A 19,565-nucleotide genomic window follows, 5' to 3' on the forward strand; every position below is an offset into this window, starting at 1 on the left:
TCTCTTCTTAAAGTTACCCAAAAATAAGACAATTACCAATTTAGAGTGGGAGCCTTGACAGTTTCGTTCATATCAGGTGGCTGGACTTATTTTAGTAGATTCTACTCCGGAGAATTACAAAGAAAGATTTCTTCCAACGATGCCAAAAGAATTTCAGGAAGCTTACTATAATCAATTCGTATACGAAGGTACATATGAAGAATTTAAGAATAGTCTCGATCAGCTTAAGGAAACTAAGAGAAATTTGGACATACCTGCAATCATTATATCCGCAGGAAAAAAAGCACATTATTCCATCCATTCTCAAGAGCTATGGAATGAGATGCAAAAAGAAATGCTGGATATCTCCATACAAAGTGAGATGATCATTGCCAGCAATAGTACTCATTACATTCAACATGATGAACCTGAAGTGGTGATAAATTCGATTAAACGATTGATTTGTTAGGTACAGGACATTCCTTAGAGGGGGAAACATGAAAACGGAAGGCTGCTTTACTATTATTGAAAACTCAGAAGGTGAAATATTATTAATGAAACGAAGAGATTATCCAATATGGGATTTGCCTGGCGGAAGATTGGACCATGGTGAAAGCTTGGAATTGTGTGCGATTAGAGAAACAAAAGAAGAAACGGGTTATCAAATCGCTGTAAAGTTGAAAATTGGAGAATATGAACAGCCTCAGCTGAATGATATACAGCATCTGTTTTCAGGTGAAGTCATAGGCGGAGAACAAATGAATGATGGACCTGAAACTTCAAAAGTATACTGGTTTAGACCTGATAGATTACCTGTGTTAATGGTGCCTAACAGAAAAAGACAGATAAAAAATTATTTAAGAAATAAAGATGCTTTTAATAATGAGACGCTGAATATACCGCTTATTTTCCGGTTGATAAACAATTTATATATACAAAAAAATAATTAAAGTTTTAGAACAAAGACTTTAGTTATGAGGCTGCATAATTTTACTCAAGCAGTGAACAAAATTGACTTCGGTATTGAACTAGCGGGTTCCGATAAGGAATATAAAAAAGCGATTGAAGCTGGTGCGGTGGAAGAGTTTTCGATGTAACCGCTAATATATGCAGAACAAAAGCTCCAGTCTAACTGGAGCTTTTGTTCTGCATAGAAAGTACCTTAACATCTAAATGACCAATGGACAAAGAAATCCCTGAGAAAGTAACTAAAACTACATTATTAAGTTGGATTTGAACGCTTATGATTCGATTGAAGTGTTATTTTTATATTTAACAACAAATATTTATTGATAAGCAATAAAACATCATTTATGATAAAGGAAAAGATTGGAATGAGGTGTTTTATGAATCGCGGAACCATTTTGTTTTTATATGCGGCTGTTTTTGTAATGGGTATAACCGTTTTATGCTTATGTCTTTTTTGGCTGCCGGGTCTTGCTGATTATACGGCGGAGTTATTCCCGGAGTTTGCTTATTTGAAATGGCCAGTTCTTGCAGGTGTCTATCTGACAGTCATCCCCTTTTATTATGCGTTGCTTCAAGCGATAAAGCTGCTGCGTTTTATTGATAATAAACAAGCTTTTACAGACCATGCAGTAACTTCTTTGCAGCAAATTAAGCTATGTGCGTTGATTATAACAATCATTTATACAGCCGGAATCATTGTGCTGAGCACTCAAAATGCGATGAATGCTGGGTTAGCACTTAAAGGATTCATTATTATTTTTGCAGCATTAACAATAGCCTTATTTGCTGCCGTTCTGCACGCACTCTTCAGCAGTGCTCTGAAAATGAAAGCAGAAATTGACTTGACCGTCTGAGGTGATGATGTGGCAATAATTATTAATATTGATGTGATGCTTGCAAAAAGAAAGATGAGTGTAACCGAACTTTCCGAAAGAGTGGGGATTACAATGGCAAACTTATCAAACTTAAAAAATGGAAAAGCAAAAGCCGTCCGTTTTTCAACATTAGAGGCAGTCTGCATGGCTTTGAACTGTCAGCCTGGTGATATTCTGGAATACAGCAAGGGAGCCGGTACAAATGGGATTTTATGATCCGCCTTTTGTGGCGATATTTCTATTATTGCTTGGCCTTATTTACATACCGGTCGCAATATATACTATTTCCAGATTCAAATTGAACGTAATTGGATATCTTCTGGCCGCTGCATCATTTGCCAGCTATTTATTGGTAGGAGCATATATGGCGGGGAGCGGTTATTATGCAGATGAGCACGCCACAAGATTATTCGGCCAGTTTGGTTTCTTAGAACTGATTCTTTTGTCGTACGCTTATATTTTTATAGGTTTATCGGTTGTTCTCGGGAAAAAAGGTGAATTACAGTGATGGAAAAGTATTCGGTATATCCTGTGGGCTTAAATCGAAATTATGGAGGTTTAAGTGAACCTTATTACCGTTTTCATTTTCTTTACTTATCTAATCATTACTGTTTTGTGGATGGCGAATTCAAGTCTATTATTTTCTGAAGGTGGAATAGCTGTTTGGATTCTTGCGTTACTTTTAGGGGGATTTGTTTATCGAAAGAAAAGAAACAGAATCATTTTAGTTTCTGCTTGTTTCATGACTTTTTTACTTAGTTTAACTATTTTGATTGAACTCATTACAAGTTCAATGCCATAAACTGCAAGATGAAATGTAAAAAAATAAAGGGTTCAATCTTTAATTCTACCGAAAATCACTGAGATTTTGTGCTTTCATTACCTTTACAGCCATATCCCCGATTTGCCTGCCTAATCTCAGCCCTTCATCATTATCTGCCTTAAAATGTGCACCTGCATACAAACGTGATAAAGCGCATTCTTCCATGATGTTTTTTATTCCTGATGCTTCTCTCGGAAAGAAATAACTTAATACCGATTCTGCACATCCTGCAACAGCGGCGTGTGCAGATGGATAGGCTGGAAAGCGCGGGGTAGCGAGCACAGCAGACAGGTTTCTGCCATATTGATTTGGACGTGCCACATCCCAAGCATATTTAAAATACCAGGACATCACAAAGGCATCATTTACAGCAGCGTGAAAATAAGCGAGGACTCTGGCAATATGCGGTGATCCCAGTCCGTATTTTTTGGCTAAACTGAAAATCATAGGAGTCATATTCTGGGTTGCTTCGACCGTTCCCCAGTAATTTGCGATGCGTATTTGCTGAGACGTCAGGAAAGATAATGTTTGTTCAACAATAAAAAGTTCTTTTCCCCAATCAACCTCTATAGGATTTCTAATTTGCCAGGTAATACGCTGCTGAAAGGGATCGAGGAATTCATTGCTGCTTTGCCTAATGATAAAAAACATAGGGAAATACGCTGGTGCTGAATAAGGTTTAGGAGGGGTTTGCTCTCCCTGGTAAGGATGTTCTGACCATCTTCTGTAAGTTGTTCTCATTTATCTCCCCCCTTGTTTTTAGGAGTAATCATCCTCGCTGCACAAAATCCATCTATCACTAAGAAACGCTTGGTTCAAGCACAGTCAGTGTATTATCTGTGGAATTAAGATTAACATTAGCACCTATTGGAATAGCAGCTTTATAGAACCCATGCCCTGTAGCAAGGTTGATGATCAGCGGTTTTCCTATTGGGACTAACAGGGAATTAATTAAATCTTCATAATCAGTATCATAAGATACCAGACAATTCGTACATTCTCCCATAATAATGCCAAGACAATCCTGAAACTTACCCGACATCATTAATTGAGTAAGATAGCGGAAAATCATAGTAGTAGGTGCATGGGTGTCTTCTAAAAAAAGGATTTTGCCTTGTGTATTAATTTCAAAGGGAGTACCAAGGGTATTGACTAAAGAAGTCATATTTCCACCCACAATTGGACCCGTAACATTTCCCGGCACTAAACTCTTCAGTAGAATGTCTGGCGGGTTCTGTATCATTCTTGGAGAATTCAATGTGGAAGTTGCTTCAAAGAATTGATTGAAATTATAAACGGGTGTTTCTATTCTGAAATCGATCAGCATAAGGCTATGGAACGTTATTAAATCACTAGATAGATATAAACTATTTAATAATACGGTTATGTCACTGTATCCAGATATAATTTTAGGGTTCTCTTTTATAACATTAAAATCCAGGAAAGGAAGAATGGTCTGAACCCCAGTCCCTCCTCGTGTGGATAGGATCATTTTGACGCTCGGATCTTTGAACATATCCATGACATCTGCGGCTCTTTGCTCAGCAGGTGCAGCTGTGATGCCCTCATAAGAATAAACGTGTTTACCGAAAACGACATTATAGCCCAAATCTTTCAAATATTGGACTCTGTCATTAATAAGTTTTGTATCAAGAGGGCTGCCAGGCGTCACCAGCCCAATCGTATCCCCTCTTTGCAGCAACGGAGGTCTTATTGCCATATTTTCCTCCCCCTGATTTCGCTTCAATTATAATTTACGATAATAAAAGGTATTAAAAGGTGCTTTAATATATGTCATATTCATGAAAACTACTGATTGAGCAATTGAGTTTCCAATCTTTTATTAACCTGGATTCTTATACAAGAGCAGGGTGTGCTGGAAGTATTAAAATCCTATTCTCAGTCATTACTTTAGGGATCGGCATAATCCCTTTAGCAGGTTTATTGTTATTGGCTGCAGGAGTATCTGAACTGAAAGCGAAAAAGAAGGAGACTGGCTTTATAGCGATTTTAGCGTCCCTATTTGTGCTCTATGTTTTTATAAAAATTTACTAACTGATTATCAGGAGGAGAATTCAAATGAAAAAGGTTCTGATACTTGGGGCAAGCGGATTGGTCGGAAAAGCGTTAATAGAAGAATTCGAGGATCGGTTTGAGGTATACGGGACGTATTGTTCCACAAAGACCAAACTTCCTGATACCAGACAGTTTCAATTAGAAATAAAAGATTTCGATAAAAGTATGACTCTAATTCAAATGATTAAACCGGATGTTATCATTTCTTGTTTAAGGGGTGATTTCGAACATCAATATGAAATACATAAACAAATAGCTTCTGAAATAAAAAGCATTAATTGTTCCCTCTATTATTTTTCCACAGCAAATGTATTTGATGGAGATTATTTGAAGCATCATGTTGAAACAGATTTGCCTGTCTCACAATCAGATTATGGGAACTTTAAAATAAACTGCGAAAACATGCTGACTGAGAAATTAGGAGATCATGCAAGTTTGATTAGAATTCCAGCAATCTGGGGCAAAGAGTCTCCCAGATTAAAGATGATTAAGGAAAGTATAAAAAATAATGAACTCATTGATGTGTACAGTAACCTCGAATGCAATTATCTTTTGGACAGGCACCTAGCCATACAAATGAGATTTATTATTGAAAAAGGATTGCAAGGCATCTTTCATTTAGGATCAACTGACATGAAGTCACATGGTGAATTTATTCAAGAAATAGTGAAAAAGCTAACCAGCAAAAAACACACTATAAAAAATAACACCTTATTTGAGAAAGAAAATACGTATTATTTTGGACTTCATTCGATCAGAACAGACATCCCTCATGAACTAAGATCTACCTGTGCAGAAATTATTCAGGAATTAGTAAATGTGAAATGAGCGTTCCCGTAAGAAATATGGGGCGCTTTTTCTAATGATCAGAAGGAAATCTCCAAACACGAAGCGAATAAATCTTGAACGAGGTGATTGAACAGTTGAACTTGAAAACTCCAAATAAAATACGGATAATCGGCTCCGTCGGCAGCGGAAAAACAACGCTCGCAAGAGAATTATCCTCTATATTGAATATTCCTTATTATGAATTAGATAACGTTGTCTGGATGAGGGATCAATCAGGTGATATCAAAAGAACAGATGCAGAAAGAGATTCCTATTTAAAATCGATTATCTTCTCTCGGACTTGGATTATTGAAGGGGTTCATAACGAAACATGGGTTTCTGCTAGCTTTCACCAAGCAGATTTGATCATTTTCTTAGATCCGCGTTATTCTGTGAGAACTTACCGGATTATGAAAAGGTTTTTCCTGCAAAAACTTCGAGTAGAAAAGTCAAACTATAAGCCAACGGTGAAAATATTTTTAAACATGTTTAAATGGAACCGTTACTTTGAAGAAAAGGGAAAACCCAATTTCCTTCATTTTTACGGAAAATATAGAAACAAACTATTAGTCATATCTACTAATCGTGAAGCAGCATATTGCTTGGACAGATTCAGAAGGAATACACAGGATTTATGCCGATTGTCACCAAAATAATGTTGGTTCGTCTAAAGTTATGCAAAAGACAGGAATGACAAAAGAGGGAAGAATCCCGGGGGATCTGAAGGTGCAGGACGGCAGCTGGAGGAATTCTTTTTTATATAGTATTTTGAAAGATGAATGGAAAGCCTGAAACAGACTCTCCATTAGATTTGCGGAGTTATGAAATTAATTCACGGGGTTTTAAATTTAATTGGCGGGGTTATGAAATTAATTCACGGGGTTTCCAATTTAATTGGAGGGGTTATGATATTAATTCGCGGGTTTCCAATTTTAATTGGCGCGCTTTCCGAAAATGCATTATTCCCCGCCGCTCGAATAACGGTTATCTCCCGTGGTCACATTCTTGTCTTCTCCTGGACGGTGACTGACAGCTTTTTGTTGAACGTATTCTTCCTTCTAACATCAACTGCAAATGCTAAACTTAATGCTCCAACCAATAAACCAATCAGCCAGGCCATTCTTATTCCTCCCCGGATATTTCAGATTCGTCCCAATGCGCTGTTCCCCACAAATGCATTTGCTCAAGGACTGGCATTAGTGTTTTTCCTTTTTTGCTCATAGAATATTCCACTTTGGGAGGCATCGTGTTATATTGCTTCCGCTCGATAAAACCATCATCTTCAAGCTCTTTTAATTGCCTGCTCATCACTTTGTGAGAGACACCGGTCAATAATCTGCGGAGCTCATTGTAACGCAGCGTGCCATCTTTTCCTAAATGCCACAGGATAACAGTTTTCCATTTTCCTCCGATCTTGCTTAATGTATATTCAATGGAGCACTTGAGCTTTCCTTCCTTATTTACAGGTATTGTCACCGAAACCTTCATTCCTTTCTTACCTCTATGATAGTAACTGACCTAAAAGTGCATACTTACATCATAGAAAATCATTCGTTACAATAAATGAGCTGGTGATTAAATACTACAGCCGAGGAGGAGTTTTATCAATGTTAACCTATCCTAGATCATTTTCTCATATAGGCCTTTCCGTTCCAGACCTGGACAAGGCAGTTAAATTTTATACAGAGGTGTTTGGCTGGTATGTCTTAATGGAGCCATCAAAAGTTGAAAATGATGATACAGCCATTGGCCATATGTGCCGCGATGTGTTTGGAGACGAGTGGGACACATTCCGGATTGCCCATCTTTCAACAGGTGACAAAATTGGAATTGAACTATTTGAGTTTCCTCATAACGAGAAACCAGAGAATAACTTCGAGTACTGGAAAACAGGAATCTTTCATTTCTGTATCCAGGATCCTGATATTGAAGGCATGGTTGAAAAAATCAAAGAACATGGCGGCAAACAGCGCATGCCGATCAGAGAGTATTATCCTAATGAGAAGCCATTTAAAATGGTTTATGTGGAAGATCCATTCGGAAACATTTTTGAGATTTATACACACAGCTATGAGCTGACGTATTCTGAAGGTGCATATTAATAGAAGGATAGTTTAGAGGGCCGGTTTCGGTCCTCTTTCTTTTGTTAAGGATTCTTAAGAATTTCTCCGGGTAAATGTTAAGATTTGACCTTTATGATCAAAGCATACCAATAAACACGGAGTGATGAAAATGAATTCTATAGCTTTTATCTTTCAATATATAAATAAACCGAGATCGGTGGGAGCCTTATTTCCGAGTTCTTCCAAGCTTGCGGAGCGGATGACAGAACATATTGATTTTCAAACTGCTGACTATATTATAGAATATGGGCCTGGTACGGGTATTTTTACAGATAAACTAATTGAAAAGCGAAGAAGAGAAACGCAGATCATTTTAATTGAACAAAATGCAGCGTTTTGCAGCATGCTAACAAAGAAGTATTTAAATGAGAAGAACCTGATTGTGATCAACGGATCCGCAGAAGACACAGGAAAATACATGAAACAGTATAAAATACCTGCTGCAGACTATATCATTTCCGGACTTCCTTTTGCCAGTCTGCCAAAGGATCTTACGCTCTTAATTCTGGATGAGACTAGACGAATCCTTGGAGGTAAGGGAACATTCATTACCTTTCAATACAGTCTTTTAAAAAAGAATTTAATTGGTCAGTACTTTAGTGAAATGAGCTGCCAAAGAGAATATCTGAATTTACCGCCGGCTTATGTGCTGAGCTGCAGCAACGGAATGAAGGAGAGTGAATGAATTTGGCGGGAAAGATTTTAATAGTAGATGACGATAAAGAGATACGAAAACTGATTTCTATTTATATTGAAAATGAAGGAATCACCGCGTTTGAAGCTGATAATGCGATAGAAGCACTTAAAATGCTGGATAAAGAAGTGTTTGACCTTATCATATTGGATATTATGATGCCTGAGATGAATGGAATCGAGGCATGCATGAAGATCAGAGAAGAAAGAAACATGCCGATTATTATGATTTCTGCCAAATCGGAGGATATGGATAAAATTCAAGGGCTGGCATCTGGAGCAGATGACTATCTGACGAAGCCATTCAACCCGCTCGAGTTGCTGGCGAGAGTAAAATCTCAGCTGAGAAGATATAAAAAATACAATGAAAAGGCAGAGGAAGACAGCCGAATCATTGAAATAGGAGATTTGCTCATCAACACTGACACTTGTCAGGTGCATGTCAGCGGAAAAGAAGTGAGGCTGACTCCAAAAGAATTTGATATTTTAACCCTGCTTGCCTTCAATAAAGGAAATGTGATGAACGTTCGAAAAATTTATGAATCCGTCTGGAAGCAAGATTTTTTCAAGTCCGATAACACGGTAATGGTGCATATTACGAAGATCAGAGAAAAAATAGAAGAAGATCCTAAACGCCCTTTGTACATAAAAACGGTATGGGGAGTAGGGTACAAGATATGAGCAAATTTTGGAACAGACTGAGTGTAAAGCTGCTTTTTGCCATCGCCGTCAGTTTTTTGATCTCACTTTTATCTTTATCCGTTTTCTCAAATATTTTAGTAAGGTACATCATTGTTGAACCGCTCGAAGAGATGAGTATTCTTCAGTATAATCTGTTGATTTTCATTACCTTCACAGCCATCATCATCCTTTTTATCGTATGCTTCTGGCTCTTAATCAGAAAAAAAATCGTCTATCTAAATTCCATTACTGAGGGAGTCCAAAGCATTGCAAACGGGAACCTGGGTTATGCCATAGAGGTAAAAGGAAAAGATGAGCTCTCGGATTTAGGCAAAAACATCAACCGGATGTCAAAAGAGCTGCAAACGAAATTTCTCCATGAGAGAGAAATCGAACGAACAAAAAACGATTTAATAACCAGTATTTCTCACGATGTCAGAACGCCATTAACTTCAATTATCGGCTATATTGAACTGCTGCGGCAAAGGGAAAGATTAAGTGATTTTGACCTCAGCACGTATATAGAGACCATTCATGCGAAGTCCCAAAATTTAAAACATTTGATCGATGAACTGTTCACATACAACAAATTAACAAGTCCCGATATTCAAATCAATATCGACGAGGTCGATTTAACAAGTGTCATTGATCAATTTGTCGGAGAATATATACCGATATTGGAAGCGGAAGGACTTCAAGTGGAAAAAACCATTTGTGAAGAAACTCTTCCAGTGGGGATGGATGTAGAAAAAATGATTCGGGTCTTCGACAACCTGATGACAAATGCTTCAAAGTACAGTATAAAACCTTCAACGATCAAAATTCGTCTGAAGCAAAAAGAAGACCGCGTTCTGTTTTCCATTTCTAATCAAGTAATAGAAGCACCTGCACAGGATCTTGATAAATTATTTGACCGTTTCTACCGGGCAGATCAGGCAAGAAAAGAAGATGGCGGGACTGGCCTCGGCCTTGCTATCGCTAAAAGAATTGTTGAACTGCACGGCGGTTCGATAGGAGCAGCATATGATGAGGGCTGGATGACTTTTACAGTGGAAGTTCCATTATAAAAGGGCAATCCGGCCGTGTTTTTATAGAGAATTATTAAGTGTTTATATAGACATTTTTATTAGAAAATTATAAATAAAAACATTTTTCGGTTGAAGGCTGGTTAAGAAATTGATAGAATGGAAGAAATCAAAAGACTATGTGTAACTGGCGAAACGCGGATAACCGCGGGGGAGCACATAGTGTCGCAGCCGTTCGCCTGGGCAGAGGTAAGGGATTTATCCCTTACCTCTTTCTGTTTATTAAAAAACTATTATAAAAAAAGGAGAAAAATATGAGCACAATTACATTAGACACAGTGAAAAAAATTAAAACATTAAACAATATTGCAGAAGGCGGTTTAAATGTATTTCAAAAGGATACCTTTATGGTCGATAATGATTGTGAAAATCCTGATGCCATTATGGTTCGCAGCTTTAATATGCATTCAATGGAATTCGGTCATCAATTAAAAGCAATCGCCCGGGCCGGGGCAGGAGTCAATAATATTCCTGTCGACAAATGTACAGAGCAGGGAATAGTGGTTTTTAATACCCCTGGTGCTAATGCTAATGCTGTAAAAGAAATGGTTTTAACCTCATTAATGGCTTCATCACGCAACCTATTTGCCGGTGTTTCATGGACAAAGACATTAGAAGCCGAAGGGGAACAAGTTCCACAGCTTGTGGAAGCAGGAAAAAAACAATTTGCAGGAAAAGAAATTAAGGGTAAGACTCTTGGTGTCATTGGATTAGGTGCAATTGGTGCACTTGTAGCGAATGATGCGATTGCTTTAGACATGGATGTGATTGGCTTTGACCCATTTATCTCTGTTGATACAGCCTGGAATTTATCACGTAATGTTCAACGTGCTTTAACCATTGAGGAGCTGTTTGCAAGCGCTGATTATATAACAGTACACACACCATTAACGGATGATACAAGGGGAATGTTTAACCAAGCGACATTCAGCATGATGAAACCTGGTGTTCATATTTTGAATTTCTCACGCGGGGAACTTGTGAATGAAACGGATATGGAAGCTGCTCTTGAATCCGGCATAGTGGGTCAATATATTACAGACTTTCCAAATGAAAATGTATTAAAAATGAAAAACACTGTGTGTACACCACATATTGGGGCTTCAACAAAAGAATCTGAGGAAAATTGTGCTATTATGGCGGGGCGCCAGATAAGGGATTTCCTGCAGACAGGAAACATAAAAAACTCTGTGAATTTTCCAAATGCCTGCCTTCCATATACAGGGAAGCAGCGTGTAGCAGCTTTCCATCAAAACGTTCCCGGCATGGTTGGAAAGCTTACCTCAGCCATTTCAAGCTATGACTTAAACATCGCAGATATGGTGAACAGAAGCCGCGGTGATTATGCCTATACAATGATTGACATTGATACTAATGTAACGAACAATATCATTCCCCATTTGGAGGGAAAAATCAACTTGATTGAAGGTATGATTACAGCACGTTTTATCTAAAAGATGTTTTACGAAGGCTCTTTGCGTAAAATTTGTTGCTATTAGACTAGATGTTAAAAACCCTTAGTGGATTGCAGCGGAAGGAACTTGACTCCTGCGGGAATTAGAGCAAATTGGGAGACCCCGCAGGCAACGCCGAGGAGGCTCCCATGCTCCCCGCGGAAAGCAAGTTCCTGGAGCGGAAAGGAACGGGCATCATTTGTAATGAAAAACAACAATCTATGCGAAAACAGCCATAATGAAAGACAATAGTTAAAAAGAACTTTCTGGATAGCCGGAGAGTTCTTTTTAAGTTAATTATAGTTCCAAAAATAGCGAATGCTGTATAATCTGAACATATTTTGTACTATTTTGTAAAATAACTGAAATATAAATCAAACATTGCTGTTACATAACAATGATAGTATTAAGAAAATAGTAATTTAGTAATACGGGGGTAAAGAATGAAAAAATTAATTGCATCGTTTGTCTTAACAGGCGCATTATTAAGCAGTCCAATTGTTGGCAGTGCTGCACTGGGAGATCAGACGTTAAAAAGCGGGATGTACCATTCGGATGTAAAACAATTACAAGAATCATTGAAAAAAAAGGGTTACTTTACTAATAAATCAACAACTACATATTTTGGTCCTATTACAAAGAACGCAGTTATTAAGTTCCAAAAAGCTAAAGGATTAAAAGCAGATGGAATTGCAGGAAAAAATACATATAAAGCTTTAGGGAAGCAAGCAAGTCAGCCAGTTGTTCAGAATAAGTCCAATATCGCAACTACTGCAAAAAAATATTTAAACGTACCCTATAAATGGGGCGGAATGTCTCCAAAAGGGTTTGATTGCAGCGGATACTTAAATTATGTTGTAAAAGAAAGCACAGGTAAAAAGCTTCCTAGAACAGTAGCTGATATTTATAAGCAGGGAGTAAAAGTTTCATCGCCCAAGGCAGGAGATTTAGTATTCTTTGAGACATATAAGACAGGGGCGTCTCACGCAGGTATATATATAGGGAATAATCAATTCATTCATAGTTCTTCTTCTAAAGGTGTCACGATTACTTCAATGAACAACTCCTATTGGTCTGAGAGATATTTAGGGGCTAAAAAATATTAATAGTTTTATCGCAATTGAATTTAATTCCCTTAAATGCTAGTCATCAATTTGATGGTTAGCATTTTTGTATCTATCTTAAACATTGTGCGCTTTCTTTTTCTTGCAAAAGTAAAAAAACTCCCTATCATTTGCCTTTTCTCTGATACTATTAAATGAGAAAATATAGGAAACTATACTGCTGTTTTTAACAGAATATAGGGGAAGTAAGAGTAAAGTGAATTCACAATTAAGAAAAGAAGCAGGAGTGTATGTGATGTCTTCAGCCGTTATTTTTGACATGGATGGAACCCTCTTTCAGACAGACAAAATCCTGGAATGGTCGCTTAATGAAACATTCCAGCTGTTAAGGGATCAAAAGAAATGGAATAAAGAAACACCGATTGAAGTGTACAGAAAGATTATGGGAGTGCCGCTTCCGGTGGTCTGGGAAACCCTTTTGCCGGAACATACACTGGAAGACAGGACGTTTGCCAATGAGGAATTTCATGAACAGCTGATCCTAACAATTGAATCTGGCAGAGGCGCTTTGTATCCTAATGTTCAAGCGCTGTTCCAAAACCTGAAAGCTGATCATCATCATCTTTTTATCGCAAGTAATGGACAAACAGAGTATTTGGAGGCTATTGTACGGCATTATGGACTGCAAGAATGGATTACGGAAACCTTCAGCATTCAGCAAATCCAGTCACAGAACAAGTCTGATTTAGTAAAACGTATTGCTGAAAAGCATCTAATTAAGGATGGTTTCGTTGTGGGTGACAGGCTCTCAGACATAATGGCTGCAAAAGATAATCAATTCATTTCAATAGGCTGTAAGTTTGATTTTGCTCAGGAAGAAGAATTAGCTCTGGCTGATTATGTTGTGGAAGACTTGCTTGAAGTTCATGCTATAACAAGCCTTATAACTATGCGTGTATTAGACTGATAAATTGATATATTTTTTGTCATGGAAAATTATCAGAAATCTTCCTGAAAAAGGTTGATGGGTGAAATAGAGCTAGCCAAAGATCCAGCTATTTGAGGGGGCAATCAAGTGAACGAGAAATTAGTAAGAATCGGAACAACGTACATACCCGTGAAAAATGCAGAACGGTCCTCAGAATGGTATGTAAACAATCTTGGTGCGAGAATAAACTACAAAGATGAGGATAAAGCTATTTTAGATTTGGCGAACCAAAGTATTTTTCTAGTAAAAGCTTCAGATGGACAAAGCTCTAATTTTTATGATCATTGTGGTCAAGAGCATTTTTCGCTTACTTTTGAGGTGAATGGGCTTGATGCATTAGAGCAAATTCACAGTGAATTCTTGGGAAAAGGGATGAGAGTCAGCAAAATTGAAAACAGAGGACACGCTGGAAAAAACTTTGTTTTTCATGATCCAGACGGAAATGCATTTGATGTTTGGAGTGAACTGAGTCCGGCATATAAAGCATTTTTTCAGTCTGAGCAGAAGCATAAAGCATGATTTTTTGAGTTCAGAATTTATATAAGTTAACTTTTTAGAATTAATGATAAAAAAGTTTGATTTTTCTGAAACTTAGTCACCCTCCAACCGTATATTTATTTAAGGATTGGATTGGAGGAGTGTTATATGCTTAGATATACACTTTTTGTGTTCATCACGTTAATAGTTGAAGCAGCATTAATTTTGGGAATTTCCTTTTTCTTTAAAACCGATTTTTTAACAACTATGTTTTTTGGCTCAGCTTTCTTTATCTTTTTTGCTTTTTTAATAGGATCTTCTGGGGATTTGCTTTCAAGAAACTCAGAGTTTGCAGCGTTTAATGCCATGGGAGGAAGGTATGAACCCAAGTATGATAAAGTAACGTTCAGAATCAGTCCATTCTTAATTGGCTCGATTTTGTGTATGATTCTCTATTTCTTGTTGTATTCCTTTTTGACTTGATAAAGTAATTTCTTTCATTCGCAAACTAAACTGGCGTTTCTTCATTAAGAAGGAACGCTATTTATTGATGGAAGCTTGCGAGTTTCTTGTTGAAGAAAAGAAGGAATTGGACAATCAAAAGTGGAAAGAGATTATGAATATTGTTTGCAGGGAGTCGATTCGCATTAAAAGAATTTTGGCAATCAGTGATCTTCACGGATGTTTCGATGAATTAATGAAATTAATAGAATTGATTAAATACAATCCCGAAAGCGACCAGTTAATCCTGCTGGGTGATTACTTGGATAGAGGGCCAAACAGCAGGGAAACGTTGTCCAAAGTCATGAGTCTGGCTGATGAAGGGGCCATTGCTCTGCGTGGAAATCATGATCAAATGTTTCTTGACTGGATCAGGATTGATAATGATCGAAACGATCTGCATTTTTTCAGAAACGGAGGTTATGCAACCATTTCAAGCTACGCAGGTCCTGGATGGTTTAAAGAAAGGGGCTATGAGGATCAGTTAGTAAAAAAAGCGAAACAGCATATTCAGAATCACAACCAAGCCCATTTAGAGTTTCTGGACAAGCTTCCATACTATTATGAAATAGATGATTATCTTTTTGTACATGCAGGCATCAATCCTTCTCTTAGAGATTGGAAAAGCACTGAAAATAAGGATTTTATGTGGATCAGAGATCACTTCCTAAAGAATGAGCATCATCATGCTAATACGATAGTCCATGGGCATACGCCAGCTTCACTTCTGCATCCTTCCAACGATATTTATTTTGGAAATAAGAAGATAGCCATCGATGGTTCATGTGCATATGGAGGTCAGTTAAATTGTTTGGAGATAATGGGGAATTCTGTGAAACAATATGATGTTAAAAGCTGCAAGAGTTGAAGATTGTGTACATAAGTCTCAACTCATCTTACATAAAAGCAGGTAGATCAAATGGACTTTATTTCAGACAGAGTCTTATTTATCTCTTTATTTATATTAATTATTCACTGTATTGAAACGCTGGCATACGCTGTACGGCTTTCTGGAGCCAGAGTGAAAATGATTGCCTCAGCTCTTTCTCTGTTTAATTTAATGGTGATCGTTTCAAGAATGGCAAATATGATGCAGCAGCCATTTACAGGAAGTCTTGTTGACCTTGCACCCAAGGAAAATACACTGCTCTATGTTGAAAATCAATATCGCATTCTTATTGCATCTTCTACGCTTGGAACCGTTTTAGGAATTGTATTATTGCCGACTTTCATTGCGCTATTTTCAAGAGCTATTATCCATTTGTCCGATGCCAGAGGATCGATCCCTCTTTTATTGAAAAGAGTTCTCTCTTTTGAGTATTTAAAAAGAGGAATCAAACATATTCAGCCGCCGAAAAAGAGTTATTTTATGACGATCAATATGAAACAGATTCCGATTAAACTCTTTTTTATTAATATGATCATTACGTCCATCTATACAATTGGCGTTTTATCTGCTTTATACGCAGCGCTATTAGTGCCAGATCGATCATCTACTGCGATCATGGCGTCAGGATTAATAAATGGAATAGCCACCATCTTGCTTGTTATCCTGATAGACCCTAAGATTTCAGTACTGGCGGATGATGTGGTTAATAATAAAGGAAGTTACACCAAGTTAAAAAGCATTTCCATCATGATGATCACCTCAAGGCTATTTGGAACGCTATTAGCACAGCTGCTGTTTATACCCGGGGCTCAATATGTAGCGTGGTTAACGAAATTTATTGTTTAAATACTGATGAATGCGGGCGTTTCTTATTAAAAGGGACGCTTTTTCTCATACGTAAAATATGCAGGAAATATCTTTATTGGATTTACATTCAAATCAATTTGTTTGACTTTAAAAAGCAATTCTATTATATTAGTTGATAGCTCAATGATTGACCCGTCAATTAATTAAAAAAGGAGGAGGATGCGTTTGTCCAACTCGTGCAATCTGGATGAAAAAATAGTCTATCGATTATATGAGATAAATAAGCTTACAATGCCTAAGTTTGAACGGTGCACAGGAATCAGCCAATCAAGGCTTGAGCTTTTGCATGAGCTTTATGAAGCAGATGAAATCAGCCAGACTGCCCTGCAAAAGAAAGTGAACATTGATAATGCGGCAGTAACGAGACATTTAAAGCAGCTCGAGGAAAAAGGAATGGTTGTGCGCAGGAAAAATCCTGCTGATAACCGTGTTACTTTTGTGAAACTGACAGAAGAAGGCCGATCGAAGATTATTGCTTATAAAGAAGAAAAGCAGCGATTCATTTCAAATGTTTTAAAAGACTTTTCAGAAGAAGAACGTTCCTCTCTGTTAAATATGCTGAGCCGTATTCAAGGAAATGTGGAGAAGATTCAGTAGCAGAAAACGAACGCATCATGATTGACATAAAAGGAGAATGAACCATGAATAAAACATTAGTAAACGACTTTAAGGAAATTGTAACGGGACGCCGTTCCATTCGCAGCTATGATCCAAATGTGAAAATCAGCAAAGAGGAAATGACGGAAATTTTAACTGAAGCTTCTCTTGCACCATCATCTGTTAACTTGCAGCCATGGCGTTTTGTTGTGATTGACTCGAAAGAAGGAAAAGAAACGCTTGCTCCTCTTGCCAGATTCAATCAAAGACAAGTTGAGACTTCTTCAGCCGTCATCGCCGTGTTTGCAGATATGAAAAGTGATTTATATCTTGATGAAATTTATAATAAAGCAGTTGAAGAAGGGCACATGCCTGCTGCAGTAAGAGATCAGCAAGTGCCTGCAATAAAAGGTTTCTTTGAAGCAATGACGTTTGAGCAAACAAAAGAAATGAATCTGATTGATGCAGGTCTAGTATCGATGCAGCTCATGCTAGTGGCCCGTGCTCATGGTTATGACACGAACCCAATCGGCGGTTTTGAAAAAGATCAAATTGCGGAAGCCTTTGACTTGGACAAGAACCGTTATTATCCTGTTATGCTTCTCTCAATCGGAAAAGCTGCTGATGCGGGGTACAAATCAGTGCGCCTGCCGATTGATGCTATTGCAGAGTGGAAGTAAGTTCAAAAATTAATGATTGAAATGGGGAAAATAGAATGATTATTATTCATGCTGGATTTAAAGTAAATGCCGAAAAGGAAAATGATTTTTTAAACGAAATCCGCACGTTAGTTGCAGCTTCAAGAGCTGAAAGCGGCAATATCTCATATGATTTAATGAAAGATACAGAGCAGGACGGTGCTTATACGATGGTAGAGGTTTGGGAAAGTGCTGAAGCAGTTGCGGCACACAACTCTAGTGAGCACTTTACTTCTTTTGTAGGCAAAGCCCCGCAATTTCTGGCAGCTCCGCTTCAAGTGAAAATGTTTAATGGTAAACCGATTGAGAAATAAATGTTGATTAAAAAAGCCCCATTCCAAGCAACTCGAATGGGGCTTTTTTATTGAAATGAAATTTATCTTATAATGGCCCCCAGTTTAATAAAGTCGCTATGGTCAGCATGATAATCGCAATAACAACCCAAATGAAGAAGAGGGGAAGCATCCATTTAGCCCACTTTATCCAAGGTACTCCAGCAACTGCCAAGCTTGCCATCAGCGGTCCTGAAGTAGGAAAGATGCTGTTTGTAAAACCATCTCCAAACTGAAACGCCTGAACGGCCACCTGCCGGGGAACTCCCGTCATGTCAGAAAGAGGTGTTAGGATAGGCATTGCAATCATGGCTTGTCCGCTTCCGGAGGGGACAAGAAAATTAAGAATAGCATTGGAGAAGAACATTCCTAATGCAGCGAAGACAGGAGACAAATTTTCAAGCGGCACTGAAAGGGCCTGTACCATTGTGTCGAGGATTAAGCTGTTTTCAAGGATGACCAAAATAGCTCTGGCAACGCCTATGATTAAAGCGCCGTAAACAAGTTTTTGGCACCCTTCCAGAAAAATTAATGTCAGTTCATTGTATTTGAAACCTGCAATGATTCCGCAAATAATGCCGATTAGGATAAAAAAAGCGGCCATATGGTCAATTGTCCATTGAAATTCAATGGTGGAATAAACAAAAAAACTGAATGCCAGCAGCACAAACCCCAAAATCAATTTATGTCTGACAGTGAATGACTCTGAGAGAAGCGATGTTTCATTTTTTTCTTCCAGTATTCCAACAAGGCTTTTATCTGGGTCATTAAGGACTTTTTTTGCGTAGCTCCAAGTATAGAAGATGGTTGCACCGACAATAACAGTAAAAGCAGCGATTCTTAGTCCCATTCCTGAGAAAAGTGGAAGATCTGCAATCGAATGAGCAATTCCCACTGTATATGGATTTAAAAAGCCTACATTAAATCCGGCAAAGGTTGCTCCAAACGTTATGGCCACAGCTACAAGCGCGTCAAGCTTGATGGCTCTGCATATAATCAGTCCTATTGCAACAAATGGAATGACCGAATTTGCAACAGCACCGATGGCTCCTCCTAATGAAAAAAGGAGAGAAACAGTTGCAATCAATAAAAATTCTTTTCCTTTTGTTTTATTTACTGCTTTTAATATTCCGCTTTTTATTGCACCTGATCGTTCAATCACTTCAAAAGCGCCCCCAGCGAACAGCACTAAAAAGATGAGTCCGGCTGAATCAATCATTCCCTGCTGAAGAGCAAGAAAGATATCCATAAATTCTGCAGGGCTTTGTTCTGCGTTTGAATAAGTGCCTGGAATAACTCTGCTGACACCGTCAATTGTCTCTCTTTCAAAACTGCCTGCAGGTACTAAATAAGTAACAAGGACACAGATCAGAAGAATGACAAACAGGATGACATAGGTATCAGGCATTTCCCATTTTCTTTGTTTTCTTTTGGCTTGGTTTGTTTGAACAGCAGCAGGATCCATTGTAAATTCTTTCGACCTCCTAAATAAGATTTGTTGATAACTATACAATAATTCTGAATATTATGCAAAAAAATATTTGTGTCAATAATCAATGATGGAAT

The 19,565-nt window shown here is 37.9% G+C and carries 27 protein-coding genes, 1 pseudogene and 1 riboswitch; of the genes and pseudogenes, 23 read left to right on the forward strand and 5 right to left on the reverse strand.

The features are described from left to right. Positions 1 to 73: 73 nt before the first annotated feature. The 6 genes and pseudogenes from GJU41_RS20735 to GJU41_RS20755 all read left to right on the forward strand — a co-directional run. Positions 74 to 448, forward strand: a pseudogene (locus GJU41_RS20735) (alpha/beta fold hydrolase); the annotation flags it as partial. Positions 449 to 476: 28 nt separating this feature from the next. Then, complete coding sequence (locus tag GJU41_RS20740) at positions 477 to 929, forward strand: NUDIX hydrolase (protein WP_154319460.1); 453 nt, start codon at positions 477 to 479, stop codon at positions 927 to 929. A gap of 24 nt (positions 930 to 953) precedes the next feature. Beyond that, positions 954 to 1,076 carry a hypothetical protein gene (locus GJU41_RS25320; RefSeq protein WP_263596927.1) on the forward strand — a complete coding sequence of 41 codons (123 nt, stop codon included), beginning with the start codon at positions 954 to 956 and terminating at the stop codon, positions 1,074 to 1,076. Positions 1,077 to 1,325: 249 nt separating this feature from the next. Beyond that, positions 1,326 to 1,802, forward strand: coding sequence for a DUF2975 domain-containing protein (locus GJU41_RS20745; protein WP_154319461.1), 477 nt, complete (start codon positions 1,326 to 1,328; stop codon positions 1,800 to 1,802). Between the two features lie 9 nt (positions 1,803 to 1,811). Beyond that, positions 1,812 to 2,039 carry a helix-turn-helix domain-containing protein gene (locus GJU41_RS20750; RefSeq protein ID WP_070877790.1) on the forward strand — a complete coding sequence of 76 codons (228 nt, stop codon included), beginning with the start codon at positions 1,812 to 1,814 and terminating at the stop codon, positions 2,037 to 2,039. Continuing rightward, positions 2,026 to 2,331, forward strand: a complete 306-nt coding sequence (locus GJU41_RS20755; RefSeq protein WP_154319462.1) for a hypothetical protein — start codon at positions 2,026 to 2,028, stop codon at positions 2,329 to 2,331. Before GJU41_RS20750 ends, GJU41_RS20755 begins: the two co-directional genes overlap by 14 nt. Before the next feature lie 339 nt (positions 2,332 to 2,670). Here the strand turns inward: GJU41_RS20755 and GJU41_RS20760 are convergent, their stop codons facing one another. Beyond that, entirely contained in the window at positions 2,671 to 3,387 is a 717-nt protein-coding gene (locus tag GJU41_RS20760; protein WP_070877793.1) for a vanadium-dependent haloperoxidase, read from the reverse strand. A gap of 58 nt (positions 3,388 to 3,445) precedes the next feature. Then, positions 3,446 to 4,366 carry a S66 peptidase family protein gene (locus GJU41_RS20765; RefSeq protein ID WP_070877794.1) on the reverse strand — a complete coding sequence of 307 codons (921 nt, stop codon included), beginning with the start codon at positions 4,364 to 4,366 and terminating at the stop codon, positions 3,446 to 3,448. 230 nt (positions 4,367 to 4,596) lie between these two features. On the opposite strand from GJU41_RS20765, the gene GJU41_RS25495 reads away from it, so the two are divergent. The 3 genes from GJU41_RS25495 (at position 4,597) to GJU41_RS20780 (ending at position 6,206) form a co-directional block, all read left to right on the forward strand. Then, the gene (locus GJU41_RS25495; RefSeq protein WP_170292872.1) at positions 4,597 to 4,701 is read left to right on the forward strand and encodes a DUF3953 domain-containing protein; all 105 of its coding nucleotides are present in this window, start codon (positions 4,597 to 4,599) and stop codon (positions 4,699 to 4,701) included. Between the two features lie 24 nt (positions 4,702 to 4,725). Then, complete coding sequence (locus tag GJU41_RS20775) at positions 4,726 to 5,550, forward strand: sugar nucleotide-binding protein (RefSeq protein WP_070877795.1); 825 nt, start codon at positions 4,726 to 4,728, stop codon at positions 5,548 to 5,550. Positions 5,551 to 5,645: 95 nt separating this feature from the next. Then, on the forward strand, positions 5,646 to 6,206 hold the full coding sequence (locus tag GJU41_RS20780; RefSeq protein WP_070877796.1) for a P-loop NTPase family protein: 561 nt from the start codon (positions 5,646 to 5,648) through the stop codon (positions 6,204 to 6,206). A 341-nt stretch (positions 6,207 to 6,547) separates the two neighbouring features. Here the strand turns inward: GJU41_RS20780 and GJU41_RS25325 are convergent, their stop codons facing one another. Both GJU41_RS25325 and GJU41_RS20785 read right to left on the reverse strand, forming a co-directional pair. After that, positions 6,548 to 6,670 (reverse strand): hypothetical protein, encoded by a 123-nt coding sequence (locus tag GJU41_RS25325; RefSeq protein WP_263596928.1) that lies wholly within the window; start codon positions 6,668 to 6,670, stop codon positions 6,548 to 6,550. 2 nt (positions 6,671 to 6,672) lie between these two features. Further along, positions 6,673 to 7,038: a winged helix-turn-helix transcriptional regulator gene (locus GJU41_RS20785; RefSeq protein WP_070877797.1), complete on the reverse strand. Its 366-nt coding sequence runs from the start codon at positions 7,036 to 7,038 to the stop codon at positions 6,673 to 6,675. A gap of 119 nt (positions 7,039 to 7,157) precedes the next feature. Here GJU41_RS20785 and GJU41_RS20790 point away from each other — a divergent pair, with 119 nt between their 5' ends. From GJU41_RS20790 to GJU41_RS20855, 14 genes are all read left to right on the forward strand, one after another. Beyond that, on the forward strand, positions 7,158 to 7,652 hold the full coding sequence (locus GJU41_RS20790) for a lactoylglutathione lyase family protein (RefSeq protein ID WP_070877798.1): 495 nt from the start codon (positions 7,158 to 7,160) through the stop codon (positions 7,650 to 7,652). A 130-nt stretch (positions 7,653 to 7,782) separates the two neighbouring features. Continuing rightward, positions 7,783 to 8,358, forward strand: a complete 576-nt coding sequence (locus GJU41_RS20795; protein WP_070877799.1) for a class I SAM-dependent methyltransferase — start codon at positions 7,783 to 7,785, stop codon at positions 8,356 to 8,358. A gap of 2 nt (positions 8,359 to 8,360) precedes the next feature. Next, on the forward strand, positions 8,361 to 9,047 hold the full coding sequence (locus tag GJU41_RS20800; protein ID WP_139149142.1) for a response regulator transcription factor: 687 nt from the start codon (positions 8,361 to 8,363) through the stop codon (positions 9,045 to 9,047). Continuing rightward, entirely contained in the window at positions 9,044 to 10,114 is a 1,071-nt protein-coding gene (locus GJU41_RS20805) for a HAMP domain-containing sensor histidine kinase (protein ID WP_154319463.1), read from the forward strand. Before GJU41_RS20800 ends, GJU41_RS20805 begins: the two co-directional genes overlap by 4 nt. 131 nt (positions 10,115 to 10,245) lie before the next feature. Continuing rightward, a riboswitch (ZMP/ZTP riboswitch) is annotated at positions 10,246 to 10,324 on the forward strand. 62 nt (positions 10,325 to 10,386) lie between these two features. Next, positions 10,387 to 11,586 (forward strand): phosphoglycerate dehydrogenase, encoded by a 1,200-nt coding sequence (locus GJU41_RS20810; RefSeq protein ID WP_070877802.1) that lies wholly within the window; start codon positions 10,387 to 10,389, stop codon positions 11,584 to 11,586. 443 nt (positions 11,587 to 12,029) lie between these two features. After that, the gene (locus GJU41_RS20815; protein WP_070877803.1) at positions 12,030 to 12,692 is read left to right on the forward strand and encodes a C40 family peptidase; all 663 of its coding nucleotides are present in this window, start codon (positions 12,030 to 12,032) and stop codon (positions 12,690 to 12,692) included. Between the two features lie 253 nt (positions 12,693 to 12,945). Then, on the forward strand, positions 12,946 to 13,617 hold the full coding sequence (locus GJU41_RS20820) for an HAD hydrolase-like protein (RefSeq protein ID WP_154319499.1): 672 nt from the start codon (positions 12,946 to 12,948) through the stop codon (positions 13,615 to 13,617). A 108-nt stretch (positions 13,618 to 13,725) separates the two neighbouring features. Continuing rightward, on the forward strand, positions 13,726 to 14,157 hold the full coding sequence (locus GJU41_RS20825) for a VOC family protein (RefSeq protein ID WP_070877805.1): 432 nt from the start codon (positions 13,726 to 13,728) through the stop codon (positions 14,155 to 14,157). A 126-nt stretch (positions 14,158 to 14,283) separates the two neighbouring features. Continuing rightward, positions 14,284 to 14,598 carry a hypothetical protein gene (locus tag GJU41_RS20830; RefSeq protein WP_154319464.1) on the forward strand — a complete coding sequence of 105 codons (315 nt, stop codon included), beginning with the start codon at positions 14,284 to 14,286 and terminating at the stop codon, positions 14,596 to 14,598. Positions 14,599 to 14,665: 67 nt separating this feature from the next. Then, entirely contained in the window at positions 14,666 to 15,484 is an 819-nt protein-coding gene (locus GJU41_RS20835; RefSeq protein WP_224771457.1) for a metallophosphoesterase family protein, read from the forward strand. 51 nt (positions 15,485 to 15,535) lie between these two features. After that, complete coding sequence (locus tag GJU41_RS20840) at positions 15,536 to 16,351, forward strand: lipid II flippase Amj family protein (protein WP_070877807.1); 816 nt, start codon at positions 15,536 to 15,538, stop codon at positions 16,349 to 16,351. Between the two features lie 186 nt (positions 16,352 to 16,537). After that, complete coding sequence (locus GJU41_RS20845) at positions 16,538 to 16,969, forward strand: MarR family winged helix-turn-helix transcriptional regulator (RefSeq protein ID WP_175443528.1); 432 nt, start codon at positions 16,538 to 16,540, stop codon at positions 16,967 to 16,969. Between the two features lie 44 nt (positions 16,970 to 17,013). Next, positions 17,014 to 17,649, forward strand: a complete 636-nt coding sequence (locus GJU41_RS20850; RefSeq protein WP_070877809.1) for a nitroreductase family protein — start codon at positions 17,014 to 17,016, stop codon at positions 17,647 to 17,649. 35 nt (positions 17,650 to 17,684) lie between these two features. Beyond that, entirely contained in the window at positions 17,685 to 17,981 is a 297-nt protein-coding gene (locus GJU41_RS20855) for a putative quinol monooxygenase (RefSeq protein WP_070877810.1), read from the forward strand. 67 nt (positions 17,982 to 18,048) lie between these two features. Here the strand turns inward: GJU41_RS20855 and GJU41_RS20860 are convergent, their stop codons facing one another. Next, complete coding sequence (locus GJU41_RS20860) at positions 18,049 to 19,407, reverse strand: YfcC family protein (protein WP_154319466.1); 1,359 nt, start codon at positions 19,405 to 19,407, stop codon at positions 18,049 to 18,051. Between the last annotated feature and the right edge of the window lie 158 nt (positions 19,408 to 19,565).

Source organism: Metabacillus idriensis (genome assembly GCF_009674765.1).
GTDB lineage: Bacteria > Bacillota > Bacilli > Bacillales > Bacillaceae > Bacillus_P > Bacillus_P idriensis.